The organism is Kosakonia sp. H7A, assembly GCF_003028445.1.
Lineage (GTDB): Bacteria > Pseudomonadota > Gammaproteobacteria > Enterobacterales > Enterobacteriaceae > Kosakonia > Kosakonia radicincitans.
Genome location: NZ_PYTZ01000005.1, coordinates 191,494 through 204,679, shown reverse-complemented (window position 1 = coordinate 204,679; position 13,186 = coordinate 191,494). Strand labels below are relative to the sequence as shown.

At 54.3% G+C, this 13,186-nt stretch carries 17 protein-coding genes and 1 other RNA gene; 5 read left to right on the top strand and 13 right to left on the bottom strand.

The window, feature by feature from the left end:
- The first annotated feature begins 22 nt into the window (after positions 1–22).
- The 4 genes from garL (at position 23) to rnpB (ending at position 3,377) form a co-directional block, all read left to right on the top strand.
- Complete coding sequence (gene garL, locus CWM66_RS18045; RefSeq protein ID WP_007369961.1) at positions 23–793, top strand: 2-dehydro-3-deoxyglucarate aldolase; 771 nt, start codon at positions 23–25, stop codon at positions 791–793.
- 31 nt (positions 794–824) lie between these two features.
- Positions 825–1,715 carry a 2-hydroxy-3-oxopropionate reductase gene (gene garR / locus CWM66_RS18040; RefSeq protein ID WP_035887912.1) on the top strand — a complete coding sequence of 297 codons (891 nt, stop codon included), beginning with the start codon at positions 825–827 and terminating at the stop codon, positions 1,713–1,715.
- A 104-nt stretch (positions 1,716–1,819) separates the two neighbouring features.
- Complete coding sequence (gene garK, locus CWM66_RS18035; protein ID WP_035887910.1) at positions 1,820–2,965, top strand: glycerate 2-kinase; 1,146 nt, start codon at positions 1,820–1,822, stop codon at positions 2,963–2,965.
- Positions 2,966–2,997: 32 nt separating this feature from the next.
- An RNA gene (rnpB, locus tag CWM66_RS18030) (RNase P RNA component class A) lies at positions 2,998–3,377 on the top strand.
- Positions 3,378–3,788: 411 nt separating this feature from the next.
- Here the strand turns inward: rnpB and CWM66_RS29115 are convergent.
- Positions 3,789–3,947 carry a hypothetical protein gene (locus CWM66_RS29115; protein ID WP_007369966.1) on the bottom strand — a complete coding sequence of 53 codons (159 nt, stop codon included), beginning with the start codon at positions 3,945–3,947 and terminating at the stop codon, positions 3,789–3,791.
- 25 nt (positions 3,948–3,972) lie between these two features.
- Positions 3,973–4,674: a pirin family protein gene (locus CWM66_RS18025; protein WP_007369967.1), complete on the bottom strand. Its 702-nt coding sequence runs from the start codon at positions 4,672–4,674 to the stop codon at positions 3,973–3,975.
- 106 nt (positions 4,675–4,780) lie between these two features.
- Here CWM66_RS18025 and CWM66_RS18020 point away from each other — a divergent pair, with 106 nt between their 5' ends.
- Entirely contained in the window at positions 4,781–5,677 is an 897-nt protein-coding gene (locus CWM66_RS18020; protein ID WP_007369968.1) for a LysR family transcriptional regulator, read from the top strand.
- 6 nt (positions 5,678–5,683) lie between these two features.
- On the opposite strand, the gene CWM66_RS18015 is transcribed toward CWM66_RS18020, so the two are convergent.
- The 11 genes from CWM66_RS18015 to CWM66_RS17965 form a co-directional block, all read right to left on the bottom strand.
- Complete coding sequence (locus CWM66_RS18015) at positions 5,684–6,049, bottom strand: DUF805 domain-containing protein (protein WP_079517309.1); 366 nt, start codon at positions 6,047–6,049, stop codon at positions 5,684–5,686.
- Positions 6,050–6,172: 123 nt separating this feature from the next.
- Positions 6,173–7,159: a glutathione S-transferase family protein gene (locus tag CWM66_RS18010; RefSeq protein WP_107147026.1), complete on the bottom strand. Its 987-nt coding sequence runs from the start codon at positions 7,157–7,159 to the stop codon at positions 6,173–6,175.
- A 76-nt stretch (positions 7,160–7,235) separates the two neighbouring features.
- Positions 7,236–7,628 carry a DoxX family protein gene (locus CWM66_RS18005; RefSeq protein WP_007369971.1) on the bottom strand — a complete coding sequence of 131 codons (393 nt, stop codon included), beginning with the start codon at positions 7,626–7,628 and terminating at the stop codon, positions 7,236–7,238.
- 194 nt (positions 7,629–7,822) lie between these two features.
- Positions 7,823–8,113, bottom strand: coding sequence for a YqjK-like family protein (locus CWM66_RS18000; protein ID WP_007369972.1), 291 nt, complete (start codon positions 8,111–8,113; stop codon positions 7,823–7,825).
- Entirely contained in the window at positions 8,110–8,508 is a 399-nt protein-coding gene (locus CWM66_RS17995; RefSeq protein ID WP_007369973.1) for a phage holin family protein, read from the bottom strand. Before CWM66_RS17995 ends, CWM66_RS18000 begins: the two co-directional genes overlap by 4 nt.
- A gap of 1 nt (position 8,509) precedes the next feature.
- Positions 8,510–8,812, bottom strand: a complete 303-nt coding sequence (locus tag CWM66_RS17990) for a YqjD family protein (RefSeq protein ID WP_007369974.1) — start codon at positions 8,810–8,812, stop codon at positions 8,510–8,512.
- A 39-nt stretch (positions 8,813–8,851) separates the two neighbouring features.
- Positions 8,852–9,220, bottom strand: coding sequence for a DUF1090 domain-containing protein (locus tag CWM66_RS17985; protein ID WP_007369975.1), 369 nt, complete (start codon positions 9,218–9,220; stop codon positions 8,852–8,854).
- Between the two features lie 147 nt (positions 9,221–9,367).
- Positions 9,368–9,754 carry an EnvZ/OmpR regulon moderator MzrA gene (mzrA, locus tag CWM66_RS17980; RefSeq protein WP_007369976.1) on the bottom strand — a complete coding sequence of 129 codons (387 nt, stop codon included), beginning with the start codon at positions 9,752–9,754 and terminating at the stop codon, positions 9,368–9,370.
- Between the two features lie 5 nt (positions 9,755–9,759).
- Positions 9,760–10,422: a DedA family general envelope maintenance protein YqjA gene (gene yqjA, locus CWM66_RS17975; RefSeq protein WP_007369977.1), complete on the bottom strand. Its 663-nt coding sequence runs from the start codon at positions 10,420–10,422 to the stop codon at positions 9,760–9,762.
- A gap of 336 nt (positions 10,423–10,758) precedes the next feature.
- Entirely contained in the window at positions 10,759–11,535 is a 777-nt protein-coding gene (exuR, locus tag CWM66_RS17970) for a transcriptional regulator ExuR (protein WP_007369978.1), read from the bottom strand.
- Between the two features lie 131 nt (positions 11,536–11,666).
- Positions 11,667–12,965 (bottom strand): MFS transporter, encoded by a 1,299-nt coding sequence (locus tag CWM66_RS17965; RefSeq protein WP_007369979.1) that lies wholly within the window; start codon positions 12,963–12,965, stop codon positions 11,667–11,669.
- Positions 12,966–13,186 lie beyond the last annotated feature (221 nt).

The window sequence follows — 13,186 nt, the reverse complement described above, 5'->3', positions numbered from 1 at the left end:
CGACACATTTAAGGTACAAAAGATGAATAACGATATCTTCCCAAACAAATTCAAGGCCGCGCTGGCGGCCCAACAGATTCAAATCGGTTGTTGGTCTGCGCTGGGTAGTCATATCAGCACTGAAGTTCTGGGCCTGGCAGGCTTTGACTGGCTGCTTCTGGACGGCGAACACGCCCCAAACGACGTGCTCACTTTTGTACCGCAATTAATGGCGTTGAAAGGCAGCGTCAGCGCACCGGTCGTGCGTGTACCGACTAACGAGCCGGTGGTTATCAAGCGCTTGCTGGATATCGGCTTTTACAACTTCCTGATCCCGTTTGTGGAAACCGAAGAGGAAGCGGTAAATGCGGTAGCGGCAACCCGTTATCCGCCGGAAGGCATTCGCGGCGTGTCGGTTTCGCATCGCGCCAATATGTTCGGCACCGTGCCGGATTACTTCCGTCAGTCCAACGCCAACATCACCATCCTGGTACAGATCGAAAGCCAGGCCGGTGTGGATAATCTTGATGCAATCCTTGCCACCGACGGCGTGGATGGCGTGTTTGTCGGCCCAAGCGATCTGGCGGCGACGCTGGGTTATATCGGTAACGCGGCGCACCCGGAAGTCCAGCGCACCATTCAGCACATTTTTGCCCGCGCTAAAGCACACAACAAACCGAGCGGCATTCTGGCGCCGGTGGAAGCTGATGCTCGCCGCTACCTGGAATGGGGCGCGACCGTCGTTGCGGTTGGCAGCGATTTGGGCGTGTTCCGTTCGGCGACGCAGAAACTGGCCGACACCTTTAAAAAATAACCAAACCACCCTTTAAAAGAGAGACGCAATTATGACGATGAAAGTTGGTTTCATTGGCCTTGGCATCATGGGTAAACCAATGAGTAAAAACCTCATTAAAGCAGGTTACTCACTGGTGGTCGTGGACCGTAACCAGGAAGCGGTGGCTGAACTTATCGCTGCAGGCGCGGAAACGGCAGCGAACGGGAAAGCGATTGCTGAGAAGTGCGATGTCATCATCACCATGCTGCCGAACTCCCCACACGTGAAAGAAGTGGCACTGGGCGAGGGCGGCATTATTGAAGGTGCTAAAGCCGGTACCGTGCTGATCGACATGAGCTCCATCGCACCGCTGGCCAGCCGTGAAATCAGTGACGCGCTGAAAGCGAAAGGCGTGCAAATGCTTGATGCGCCGGTAAGCGGCGGCGAACCGAAGGCGATCGACGGTACGCTGTCTGTGATGGTTGGCGGCGACAAAGCTGTCTTCGACAAATACTACGACCTGCTGAAATCCATGGCCGGTTCTGTCGTGCACACCGGTGATATCGGTGCGGGCAACGTCACCAAACTGGCAAACCAGGTGATTGTGGCGCTGAACATCGCTGCGATGTCTGAGGCGCTGACACTGGCAACCAAAGCCGGCGTTAATCCGGATCTGGTGTATCAGGCTATCCGTGGTGGTCTGGCAGGCAGTACCGTGCTGGATGCGAAAGCGCCAATGGTGATGGATCGCAACTTCAAACCGGGTTTCCGTATCGATCTGCACATCAAAGATCTCTCCAACGCGCTGGATACGTCGCATGGCGTGGGCGCTCAACTGCCGCTGACCGCTGCAGTGATGGAAATGATGCAGGCGCTGCGCGCTGATGGTCTGGGCAACGCCGACCACAGCGCCATTGCTTGCTACTACGAGAAACTGGCGAAAATCGAAGTTACTCGTTAATTAAGAAGGGCGCGGCTCTGCGCCCTGGATTTCTTGTACATCCACATCTTCGGGCCGCAGTGGGCCTGAAGAGTGAAGTGCGCGGCACTATCAGGCTCACAATTATGAAAATCGTAATCGCCCCAGACTCTTATAAAGAAAGCCTTTCCGCTACTGAAGTAGCTCAGGCGATAGAAAAAGGATTTCGGGAAATTTTTCCTGATGCTCACTACGTGTCAGTTCCGGTTGCCGACGGTGGTGAGGGAACAGTTGAAGCCATGATTGCTGCCACTAAAGGTATTGTGCATACCGCGCACGTTACAGGCCCGCTGGGGAATGATGTTGATGCCCGGTGGGGGATGTCCGGCGACGGGAAAACCGCTTTTATTGAAATGGCGGCGGCCAGCGGTCTGGCGCTGGTGCCACCGGAATTACGTAACCCTTTGATTACCACTTCGCGCGGCACCGGGGAACTTATTTTGCAGGCGCTGGAACATGGGGCGAACAATATTATTATCGGCATTGGCGGCAGTGCGACCAACGATGGCGGTGCGGGCATGGTACAGGCGCTGGGCGCCAAACTGACCGATGCGAACGGCACCGAGATTGGTTACGGCGGCGGCAGCCTGATGAGCCTGAATGCGATTGATATTTCCGGGCTGGATCCGCGCCTGAGCGATTGTACGATTCGCGTGGCCTGCGATGTGACTAACCCGCTGACCGGCGAGCAGGGCGCATCGCGTATTTTTGGGCCGCAAAAAGGGGCCACCGAAGCGCTGATCGTTGAGCTGGATCGAAACCTTGGTCACTTCGCCGACGTCATCAAAAAATCGCTGCGAGTGGATGTGAAAGAGGTGCCAGGCTCCGGCGCGGCAGGCGGTATGGGCGCGGCGCTGATGGCTTTTCTCGGCGCGGAACTGCGCAGCGGTATTGAGATTGTGACCCAGGCGTTGAATCTCGAAGAGCATATTCATGACTGTACGCTGGTGGTGACCGGCGAAGGGCGTATCGACAGTCAGAGCATTCACGGTAAAGTGCCGGTCGGCGTGGCACATGTTGCTAAAAAATACCACAAACCAGTCATCGGGATTGCCGGCAGTCTGACCAGCGATGTTGGCGTGGTTCACCAGTACGGTATCGATGCGGTGTTCAGCGTGTTGACCGGCATTACCACGCTGGAAGAGGCGTTCCGCGGCGCGTTTGATAATATTTACCGCGCGTCACGCAATATTGCGGCCACATTGCAGGTCGGAATGCTGACGGAAGGGTGACAGGCGCGCGCAAACCCACTATACTGCGCGCCGAAGCTGACCAGACAGTCGCCGCTTTGTTGCAGTCCTCCTTCGGGGGAGACGGGCAGAGGGGAGGAAAGTCCGGGCTCCATAGGGCAGGGTGCCAGGTAACGCCTGGGGGGCGCAAGCCTACGACCAGTGCAACAGAGAGCAAACCGCCGATGGCCCACGCAAGTGGGATCAGGTAAGGGTGAAAGGGTGCGGTAAGAGCGCACCGCGCGTCTGGCAACAGTTCGCGGCACGGTAAACTCCACCCGGAGCAAGGCCAAATAGGGGTTCACAAGGTACGGCCCGTACTGAACCCGGGTAGGCTGCTTGAGCCAGTGAGCGATTGCTGGCCTAGATGAATGACTGTCCACGACAGAACCCGGCTTATCGGTCAGTTTCAATTTTTCAGGCAAAACCCGCTTCGGCGGGTTTTTGCTTTTTTGCTTTTTTGCTTTTCTGCGGCTCTGCGGCGAGAGATGAATGACTGTCCACTCCGCTTTCTATGTAAAGAACGCGGCTTACCGGTCAGCTTCAGTTTTTCAGGTAAAAACCCGCTTCGGCGGGTTTTTGCTTTTCTGCGGCCTTGCGGCGAGAGATGAATGACTGTCCACTCCGCTTACCCGGCCTACGCCCGGACCTGCAATCCCACACTCCCGCTACGCCAGGCGCATGGCGATATTCCACTGAACAGAGCATGCGAATTAAATCTCTTGCGCTTCTGCCTTCCCCGTTTTGGGAAAACAGCTTTATTGTCGTAGAGAAGTATCGCTGGGGAAATGTATAAAGATGCCCCGGCATAAACCGGGGCGGGAGATTAGGCGGCGTCTTCTTCCGCCTGCCGAATTTCGGCTTCGGCGACGATGGCTTCCAGCTCGGTCAGCATCTCTTCAAACCCAAAGGCCGGAAGCGGTTCATGGAGCGTAGGCTGTGTGTGGACGCTCTCAACAGATATTTTAGTTACGCTGCTATTCATATACTCACCTGCTAAAACATAACTGTCACACTGGTAAATCTATCAGCAAAGCGCGCAACGGCGTATCGGCAACTAACGTTATGTTAGCCTCATCACGAATAAAAGCGCCGTCGCCGCAGGTCAGGGCTTCCTTCGCTTCGCAATGCGTAACCGCATGCACCGTGCCGTGGATCGATTGCAGATAGGCGCGCGGGCCATGTAACTGAATTGTCAGCTCTTCGCCTTTTTTCAACTCGATATGGTGCAGCCACACTTGTTGGCGCAGTTGCAAACTGCCCTGGTTGCCATCCGGCGAAGCCAGCAGTTGTTGCGCTGCATCGGCAATCGTCATTTTCTGCACTGGCGGATTTTCGCGCTCCGGGCAGGCATCAAGCCACAACTGCATACGCGTTAACGACTTGTCTTTGCTCAGGTTATGTTCGCTATAGCTGATGCCTGGCTGAGTGGCAATAAGCAGCGCTTCACCGGCTTTCGCCTGGACATGGTTCCCTTCGCTGTCGCGGTATTCCGCTTCACCTTCAAGGATCAGGTTCAGAATATCCACTTTCGGGTAGGCCCGTGGCTGGAAGGAGGCACCTGGAGCAAGGACTTCCTGGTTCAGTACACGCAGGGAGGCATAACCTAACAGTTTCGGGTCAAAGTAATGTCCAAAAGAAAAAGTGTAGCGGGCCTGAAGCCAGCCGAAGTCAGCTTGTCCGCATTGTTTTGCAGTACGGGTAGTAATCATCGTTATTGACCTCTCTTTACTTAAAACAATGTTAAAGGTATGGACGATGCATTGTTAGCCAGATATTCTGCCCGGTATGTTCAAATTTACTGAATGAGAACAATAAATGGCGAAAGAAAGGGCACTTACGCTGGAAGCGTTGCGCGTGATGGATGCGATTGATCGACGCGGAAGCTTTGCCGCTGCGGCGGATGAGTTGGGGCGCGTTCCTTCCGCACTCAGCTACACCATGCAAAAACTGGAAGAAGAACTGGATGTGGTGCTGTTTGACCGCTCCGGCCACCGGACCAAATTCACTAACGTCGGGCGTATGCTGCTGGAGCGCGGGCGCGTGCTGCTGGAAGCGGCAGATAAACTGACGACCGATGCCGAAGCGCTGGCGCGCGGTTGGGAAACGCATCTGACGCTGGTCACCGAAGCGCTGGTGCCGACGGTTGAACTCTTCCCGCTGGTGGAGAGGCTGGCGGCGAAAGCCAATACGCAATTATCGATTATTACCGAAGTGCTGGCCGGGGCGTGGGAGCGTCTGGAGCAGGGGCGTGCGGATATCGTTGTCGCGCCGGATATGCACTTTCGTTCCTCCTCGGAAATTAACTCCCGCAAGCTCTACTCGGTAATGAATGTGTATGTTGCCGCGCCGGATCACCCGATTCATCAGGAGCCGGAACCGCTGTCGGAAGTCACTCGCGTGAAATACCGTGGCGTGGCGGTGGCGGATACCGCTCGCGAACGGCCGGTATTAACAGTACAACTGCTGGATAAACAGCCGCGTCTGACGGTCAGTACCATTGAAGATAAACGCCAGGCGTTGCTGGCCGGCCTCGGCGTGGCGACAATGCCTTACCCGCTGGTGGAACAGGATATTGCCGAAGGCCGGTTGCGGGTGGTGAGCCCGGAATATACCAGCCAGGTGGATATCATTATGGCGTGGCGTCGCGACAGCATGGGTGAAGGGAAAGCCTGGTGCCTGCGTGAAATCCCCAGGTTGTTTGCCGGTAAATAACCGCTTTCAGGGAAACGCTTTCAGCTGCGGCCCAAAACGGTTCTCCTCCGGCGTACTGCGCTGGCTGTAAAAGGCCAGCAACATTAACCAGCCCAGCACCGGAAGCAGGAGCAACAACAACCAGCGACCGCGGCGATCGGTATCGTGCAGGCGGCGAACCTGCACCGCCAGCGAAGGCACCAGTACCAGTAACGTGTAAATCAGGCTCAATGGGCCAAACCCGCCGTCAAAGTGCCAGCCAAGAATGTGGTCCACCGTCATCAGCACGCCGCAAAGGATGATGTTGACCAGCGCGAACATCCAAAACTCGCGTCGGTGCGCCCGTCCGTGGAAGGTGGCATAGTTACCCAGTACCTTAAAATACCAGTCCATTTTTAACCTCGATCAACGGTCAATTCGTTGTTTTCTAAACGATCAAAGTAAGAATAGACGGCAAAAATACAAAGCGATAAATCCGGCGGGAAATAATTTGGGCGCGCTAACGCGCCCGAAAGATCAGGCGAAACGAATGTCGCGCCCGTGAGGTTCATCCAGATCCTGCCATGGCCCGACAGAGATAATCCCGGTTGGGTTGATGGTTTTGTGGCTGCGGAAATAGTGATTGCGGATATGCGCAAAATCGACGGTTTCCGCAACGCCCGGCATCTGGTAAATATCGCGCAGAAAACCGTGCAGATTGAGGTAGTCGCTGATGCGGTGTTTATCGCATTTAAAATGGGTGACATATACCGGATCGAAGCGGATAAGCGTGGTCCACAGGCGAATATCAGCTTCTGTCAGCCGATCGCCGGTCAGATAACGGTGCTGACCCAGGATCTGCTCCAGCCGTTCCAGCGAGGTAAAGACATTCGTTACGGCTTCGTCGTATGCCTGCTGGCTGGTGGCGAAACCCGCTTTATAAACGCCATTGTTGACGTTGTCGTAGATCCAGCTATTAAGCTCATCGATTTGCGCGCGCAGTTCCGGCGGGTAGTAATCCCCGGCTCTGGCGCCCAGCCCGTCAAAGGCGGTATTGAACATGCGGATAATTTCCGCTGATTCATTACTGACAATGGTGTGATTCTTTTTATCCCACAGCACCGGCACGGTGACGCGGCCGCTGTAGTGTGGATCGGCATGCAGATAAAGCTGATAGAGAAATTCGTGCTGATAGAGGGTATCACCGGTCGCTGCCGGGAAATCGTCATCAAACGTCCAGCCATTTTCCAGCATCAAAGGGTTAACTACGGAAACAGAGATAAACGGCTCCAGGCCTTTCAGTTTACGCAGGATCAGAGTGCGGTGCGCCCACGGGCAAGCCAGCGAAACATAGAGATGGTAGCGATCTTTCTCTGCGGCGAAGCCACCTTCGCCGGATGGGCCTGGCGCGCCGTCGGCAGTGAGCCAGTTGCGAAATGCGGAAACAGAGCGCTTAAACCGCCCACCGGTGGATTTGGTGTCATACCAGGTGTCGTGCCAGACGCCGTCAATCAGTTGTCCCATTTTGCTTCCTCCTTCTGATAGCAAAAAAGCGAGGAGTGAACTCCTCGCTTTGATCTCTTTACTCAGTATAGAGTGCTTACCATTTTTTATTCAGCACGCGGTCGATGCTGATGGCACCCGGACCGGTGATGCCCAACAGCAGATAGCCGCCAGCGATGGTCAGGTTTTTCATAAACATCAGAGAGTTCACGCCTTCCGCAAAGTTGCTGTGGAAGATGAATGCGGTCAGCAGTGTGAAGCCCGCAGTGAACAGAGCGGTGGTACGGGTCAGGAAACCGAACAGAATTGCCAGACCGCCGCCGAACTCAAGCAGGATGGTCAACGGCAGCAGGAACCCCGGCACGCCCATTGCTTCCATATATTGCTGTGTACCTGCATAACCGGTGATTTTTCCCCAGCCAGCCACGATAAACAGAATCGGCATCAGGATACGTGCGACCAGAAAACCAACATCTTCTAATTTTTTCATCTTTCTCTCCAGGGGGCCACTACCGCGGCTATCAGTAAATAGTGTGCAATTACGGGCATATGCCGCGTGCTTGCTGTTGATGGAGAGGATAGTAATCGTGGCGGGAAAAGATTGTTAGCAAGGAAAACTGTCGAATCTTTTCAAAAAAACTGAGTAAGAAGAGAAGGGCGGTCGTCGCGACCGCCCTTAACGCATTAACGCGGTGAGTTAAGCGTGGTTTTAACCAGGCGCCACAGGCTCCAGATACCGAGACCGCGTTTACCCCAGCGCACCAGCATATTAGGATGGCGAACCGACCAGACAGCGAGCGCGCTGCTGCCAATTAATGCCCATGAACGCAGGCTGAGCAAGGTATTCCAGCCGCGATCGTAAGGGCTGGTCGCTTCAAGCCAGTCACGACGCCCGGCGGTGAGATCCAGCCGTTGCTGCTGGATCTCGCTGAGCAGGCGCGCTTTACGTTTCAGACGCTCTGCTTTGCTACTCACGATTTATCGTCCTCCAGCAGGGCGCGGTCATTTTCAAGCTCCTGCCGGGTATGGCGCAACAGTGTTGATGCGCGCGCTTTGCGTAGCGTCCAGATGCCGCCAATCAGCGCCAGCACCAGTAACACTACCGTGGTGGCAATCATCGCGTTCAGGCGATATTGCGGATCAATGGCCCAAATAATCAGCACCATCAGACTCATCAGGCCAAATGCGGCAAAAAGCATGGTCAGACCCAGCATCATCAACAGCTGGAACAGATTGGCTTTCTCTTCTTCCAGCTCGACAACCGCCAGCCGCAGGCGGGTCTCAACCATCTCTACAAGGATCGTCAGAATACGCTGACCAATCCCCAGTGCGCTTTTGCCTGGCCCCTGCGCGTGTCGTGGCTCCGTCATATCAACGACGCGTCAGCAGCACGCCCAACACCACCCCAATAGCGGCACCGATGCCTACACTGGCCCATGGGTTTTCGCGGACATATTCATCAGTACGGGCGGCGGCTTCACGCGTTTGTTTGGCGATAACATCGCCCGTTTCGCCGAGGCGATGACGGCTCTCACGCAAAGCCTGCTCAGCTTTCCCCCGCAATTTACTCAGCTCTTCTTTCGATTTTTCACCAGAATTACTCAGCACTTCTTCCAGCGTATCCGCGAGGGATTTCAGTTCAGCGCGCAAATGATCGGCATTATCTTTTGACATAATTTTCTCCAGGTGAGTGAGTGGTAACGTCCTTAAAAATCAGTAATCGCGAGCCTCCAGCTCTTTCAGTTCAAGCTGTGCTTCTTTCAGCTTGTGTTCGCGTTTGCTTATTTTCTCCGCATCGCCTTTCTGCTTTGCTTCCGCCAGATCGCGACGGCGCTCGGCAACCTCTTCTTTCTGCTCGGCTATTTTTTTCTGGTGGGCGGCGCGGAGTTGGGTATCTGAACAGTTAGCGCGCATTTCATGCAGCGCCTTTTTCAGCCCCTCAATTCGGCTCTGGTTGTTATGCTTTTCGGCATAACTGATTTCGCGCTGGATATCATGTTCTTTCTCCTGACAGGGGCTTGCAGCCTGTGCAACAGCGCTCAGAGAAAGAAGAACCAACGCCAGTGCGATGCGGTTTTTCATCATCGAAACCTTCCATTGTTGGCCAGCGAAACGGTCGTTGCGCCAGCATCCAGTTGTACAAAGTGAACCCTGGTTCCGTTTACTCAAGCATAGTAAGTAAACCAATAAACACCAAAGTGAGTGAAAAGATTCAGAATCCTGGAAGGATTAACCGAATCGGTGAGTGGTAGTGCGCAGAAGCGCCAGCCACGCAGAGGGTTGGCCGTTTTCATCATCCTGGGCGGCGATGATATAGCCACGGGGCAAGGTACGATCGAGGACGGCTTTCGCCGCTGCGCTTTGGTCGCTGGATTCGAAAGTAATCAATAACGTATCGTTTTTCGGCGTAATACTTTTGAATTGGATGCCGTTGGCATCCAGATGGTGCCAGACGGAGAAACCATCCGGCACGCTGACGTTCTGCGTCGCCGGGCGAATCGCCAGCGTGGATTCACGGTTTTGCAGCGTCGCCCAGGCAATAAACATGACGCTGAAAATCGCCATCGTAATGAAACCCATTAATAACCGGCGCAGGAAGGGACGTTGCAATTCCATGTTTCTTAGCCTCGATCGCGATATTTTTTCTTCCACAGCACCACCAGTGAGCCGACAAGGCCAATCACCAGCAATACGACCGGAAGCAACATCAGGCAGGACATCAGCGCGTCTTCATACTTACGAAACACTGGCGTCTTACCCAGCAGGTAACCGAGCGATGTCAGAATCAACACCCACAGCAGGCCGCTCATCCAGTTGAAGAACTGAAAGCGTGCATTACTCAGACCAGAAAGTCCGGCAATCGTTGGCAACAAGGTGCGAACAAAAGCAATAAAACGCCCGATTAACAGTGCGGAAAGGCCATGCTTATGGAACAGGTGGTGCGCGCGTTGGTGATAATGCGCGGGCAGATGCGACAGCCAGTTTTGTACGATGCGCGTATTGCCAAGCCATCGTCCCTGGATGTAGCTCAGCCAGCAGCCAAGGCTGGCCGCAACGGTCAGGAGGAGGATGGTTTGCGGGTAGCCCAGCGCGCCTTTGGCAATCAACACGCCGATCAGCACCAGAAGACTATCACCAGGCAGAAACGCCGCCGGAAGCAGACCGTTTTCCAGAAATAAGATGACAAATAAAACAAAATAGAGCATGCCGATCATGCCGGGATGCGAAAGCGTTTCGAAATCCTGGCTCCAGAGGGCATGAAGTAATTGGCTTAAAAGTTCCATTCGGTGTTCCTGGTACATCGGTTTACGTCACGTCTGTTACTGGCACAGAACAACACGGCGGCGGGCTCTAATATATTATGACCGCGCATGGCACATCCGGGTGCGATTGTTATGCAGCTAAAAGACGCTGTGAGTAAGCGCTAACTCATTCAATGGCGAAATGCATCTAATTGTAACAAAAGCTGACCATGTGCGTCAGTCAGAATAACGCTCGCAAACGATTTTGCTTGCCAGGAGAGGGGGTGGCGAGGGTATTTACAAAGGCTGACACTCTATACCATTCACTGACCCAAAAAGGGGGCGGCGCAGCGTAAGTGTGCGCCTGCATAGCGGTTTTTATTTCGTGCCGGTAGCGGCAGCATCAAGATGGACCACCGGGTTTTCGGCAAACAGGTAGCGGTCAGCGTTGAACTCAAAATCATCGCTGGTTTCGTTAAACAGCATCTGCTTGGTATTTTCCAGGTGTTGCCACATCGCCACTTTCGCCGCGTGCGGATCTTTGCGGATCAGCGCCTTCAGAATTTGGTCATGATCGTCACACCAGTTATCTACGGTGCGTAAATCAATATGATCGTGCAGTTTTTTCCAGTACGGGTTATGTACGCGCTGCGTCCACATTTTCTCGACAATCGCCGCCAGTGCGCTATTTTGCGTTGCCAGTGCGACCTGAACATGGAATTGCAAATCCCATTCTGAATCGCGGAAGCACTTCTCTTTGCGGGCATTATCCTGGATTTCCATCAGCTTCATAATGTCCTGTTTCGTCACCTGAGTGGCGGCGAACTCAGCGATATTACTCTCGATAAGCTGACGAGCCTGCAACAGTTCAAACGGGCCGTAATTGGCAAACTCCAGGCTCTCATCCGGCGCTTGCGTATGGCGCGGCTGGTTGGAAATGACATGGATGCCGGAGCCTTTGCGAACTTCAACGTACCCTTCCACTTCCAGCATAATGATCGCTTCGCGAACCACGGTCCGGCTGACGCTTTTCTCATCGGCAATAAAGCGCTCAGCGGGCAGTTTGTCCCCCACAAGATACACGCCTTGCTCAATACGGCTCTTAAGCTCGGCGGCAAGCTGCTGGTACAAACGACGTGACTCGGAAATTTCCATATAGGCTCCAGGGAAAAGAAAGGCGAGAGTAGATTTGTTATACCACTTTTACCGCATTCTCACCATCATCTGTGACGAAAAAGCCGCCTTGAGGCGGCTTTTACATCGTTCTGTCATACTTCCGTGAATCGCTAATTTTGCGCAGCGGTTCCGCCAACAGTATGATTCACCACCTCTTCGGCGGTCTGGTTTTTCAGCACCGTCCAAATCACCACGGCGCCCATCAGGTCAAACAGTGCCAGCACGGCGAACAGCGGGCTGAAACCGATGGTATCCGCAAGTGCACCGACGACCAGAGCGAACAGCGTACTTGCGGTCCAGGCAGCCATACCGGTCAGGCCATTTGCCGTTGCCACTTCATTACGACCAAAGACGTCAGAAGAGAGCGTAATCAGTGCGCCGGACAGAGACTGGTGAGCAAAACCACCGATGCACAGCAGACCAATTGCAACGTACGGGCTGGTGAACAGGCCGATCATGCCTGGGCCGATCATCAGCAGTGCGCCCATGGTCACCACCATTTTACGGGAAACGATCAGGTTGACACCAAACACGCGCTGGAACAGCGGCGGCAGGTAACCCCCCACGATGCAGCCCAGGTCAGCGAACAGCATCGGCATCCAGGCGAACATGGCGATTTCTTTCAGGTTGAAACCGTACACTTTAAACATGAACAGCGGGATCCAGGCGTTGAAAGTACCCCAGGCCGGTTCTGCCAGGAAGCGCGGCAGTGCGATACCCCAGAACTGACGGGTGCCCAGAATCTGCCAGACGGACATTTTCTTGCCGTTGTTGGTCTGGTGCTGTGCTTCCTGACCGCCAATGATGTATTCGCGTTCTTCTTCGCTCAGTTTTTTCTGGTCACGCGGGTGTTTATAGAAGAACAACCAGGCCATTGCCCATGCGAAACTCAGCACACCAGAGATGATGAACGCCATTTCCCAGCTGTGCATCACAATTGCCCACACCACCAGCGGCGGAGCGATCATAGCACCGATAGAAGAACCGACGTTAAAGTAGCCAACGGCGATAGAACGTTCTTTCGCCGGGAACCATTCAGACGCGGCTTTCAGGCCTGCCGGAATCATGGCTGCTTCAGCCGCACCTACCGCACCACGCGCCAGCGCCAGGCCGCCCCAGCTGCCTGCCAGCGCTGTAGCGCCACAGAATACAGCCCAGGTGATCGCGAAGAAGGCGTAACCAATTTTGGTGCCCAAAATATCCAGCACATAGCCGGCCACAGGCTGCATAACAGTATAAGCCGCGGAATACGCTGCAATGATGTAAGAATATTGCTGGGTAGAAATGTGCAGCTCTTCCATTAATGTTGGAGCCGCGGCTGCCACTGTGTTACGTGTCAGATAGCCCAATACGGTGCCGACCGTCACCAGAGCTATCATGTACCAACGTAATCCTTTGATTTTACGCATGTAAACCTCATCGTTATGTTATTACCGCTAGCGCGGTCACCCTTCGATCGTGTTCGGAGGATGAAAACGGGAGGACGTAACCGGGAGAGTCCCCGGTACGGCCCAAACCTTGCCACAAGTAAGCGTTTTTTTAATCCGGCATCCGTACCGTCAAGACCGATTTAATGAGTTATCGGGAATGCATTCCGTCGGCTATGTGTTCGACGGCTGAAAGATAACTT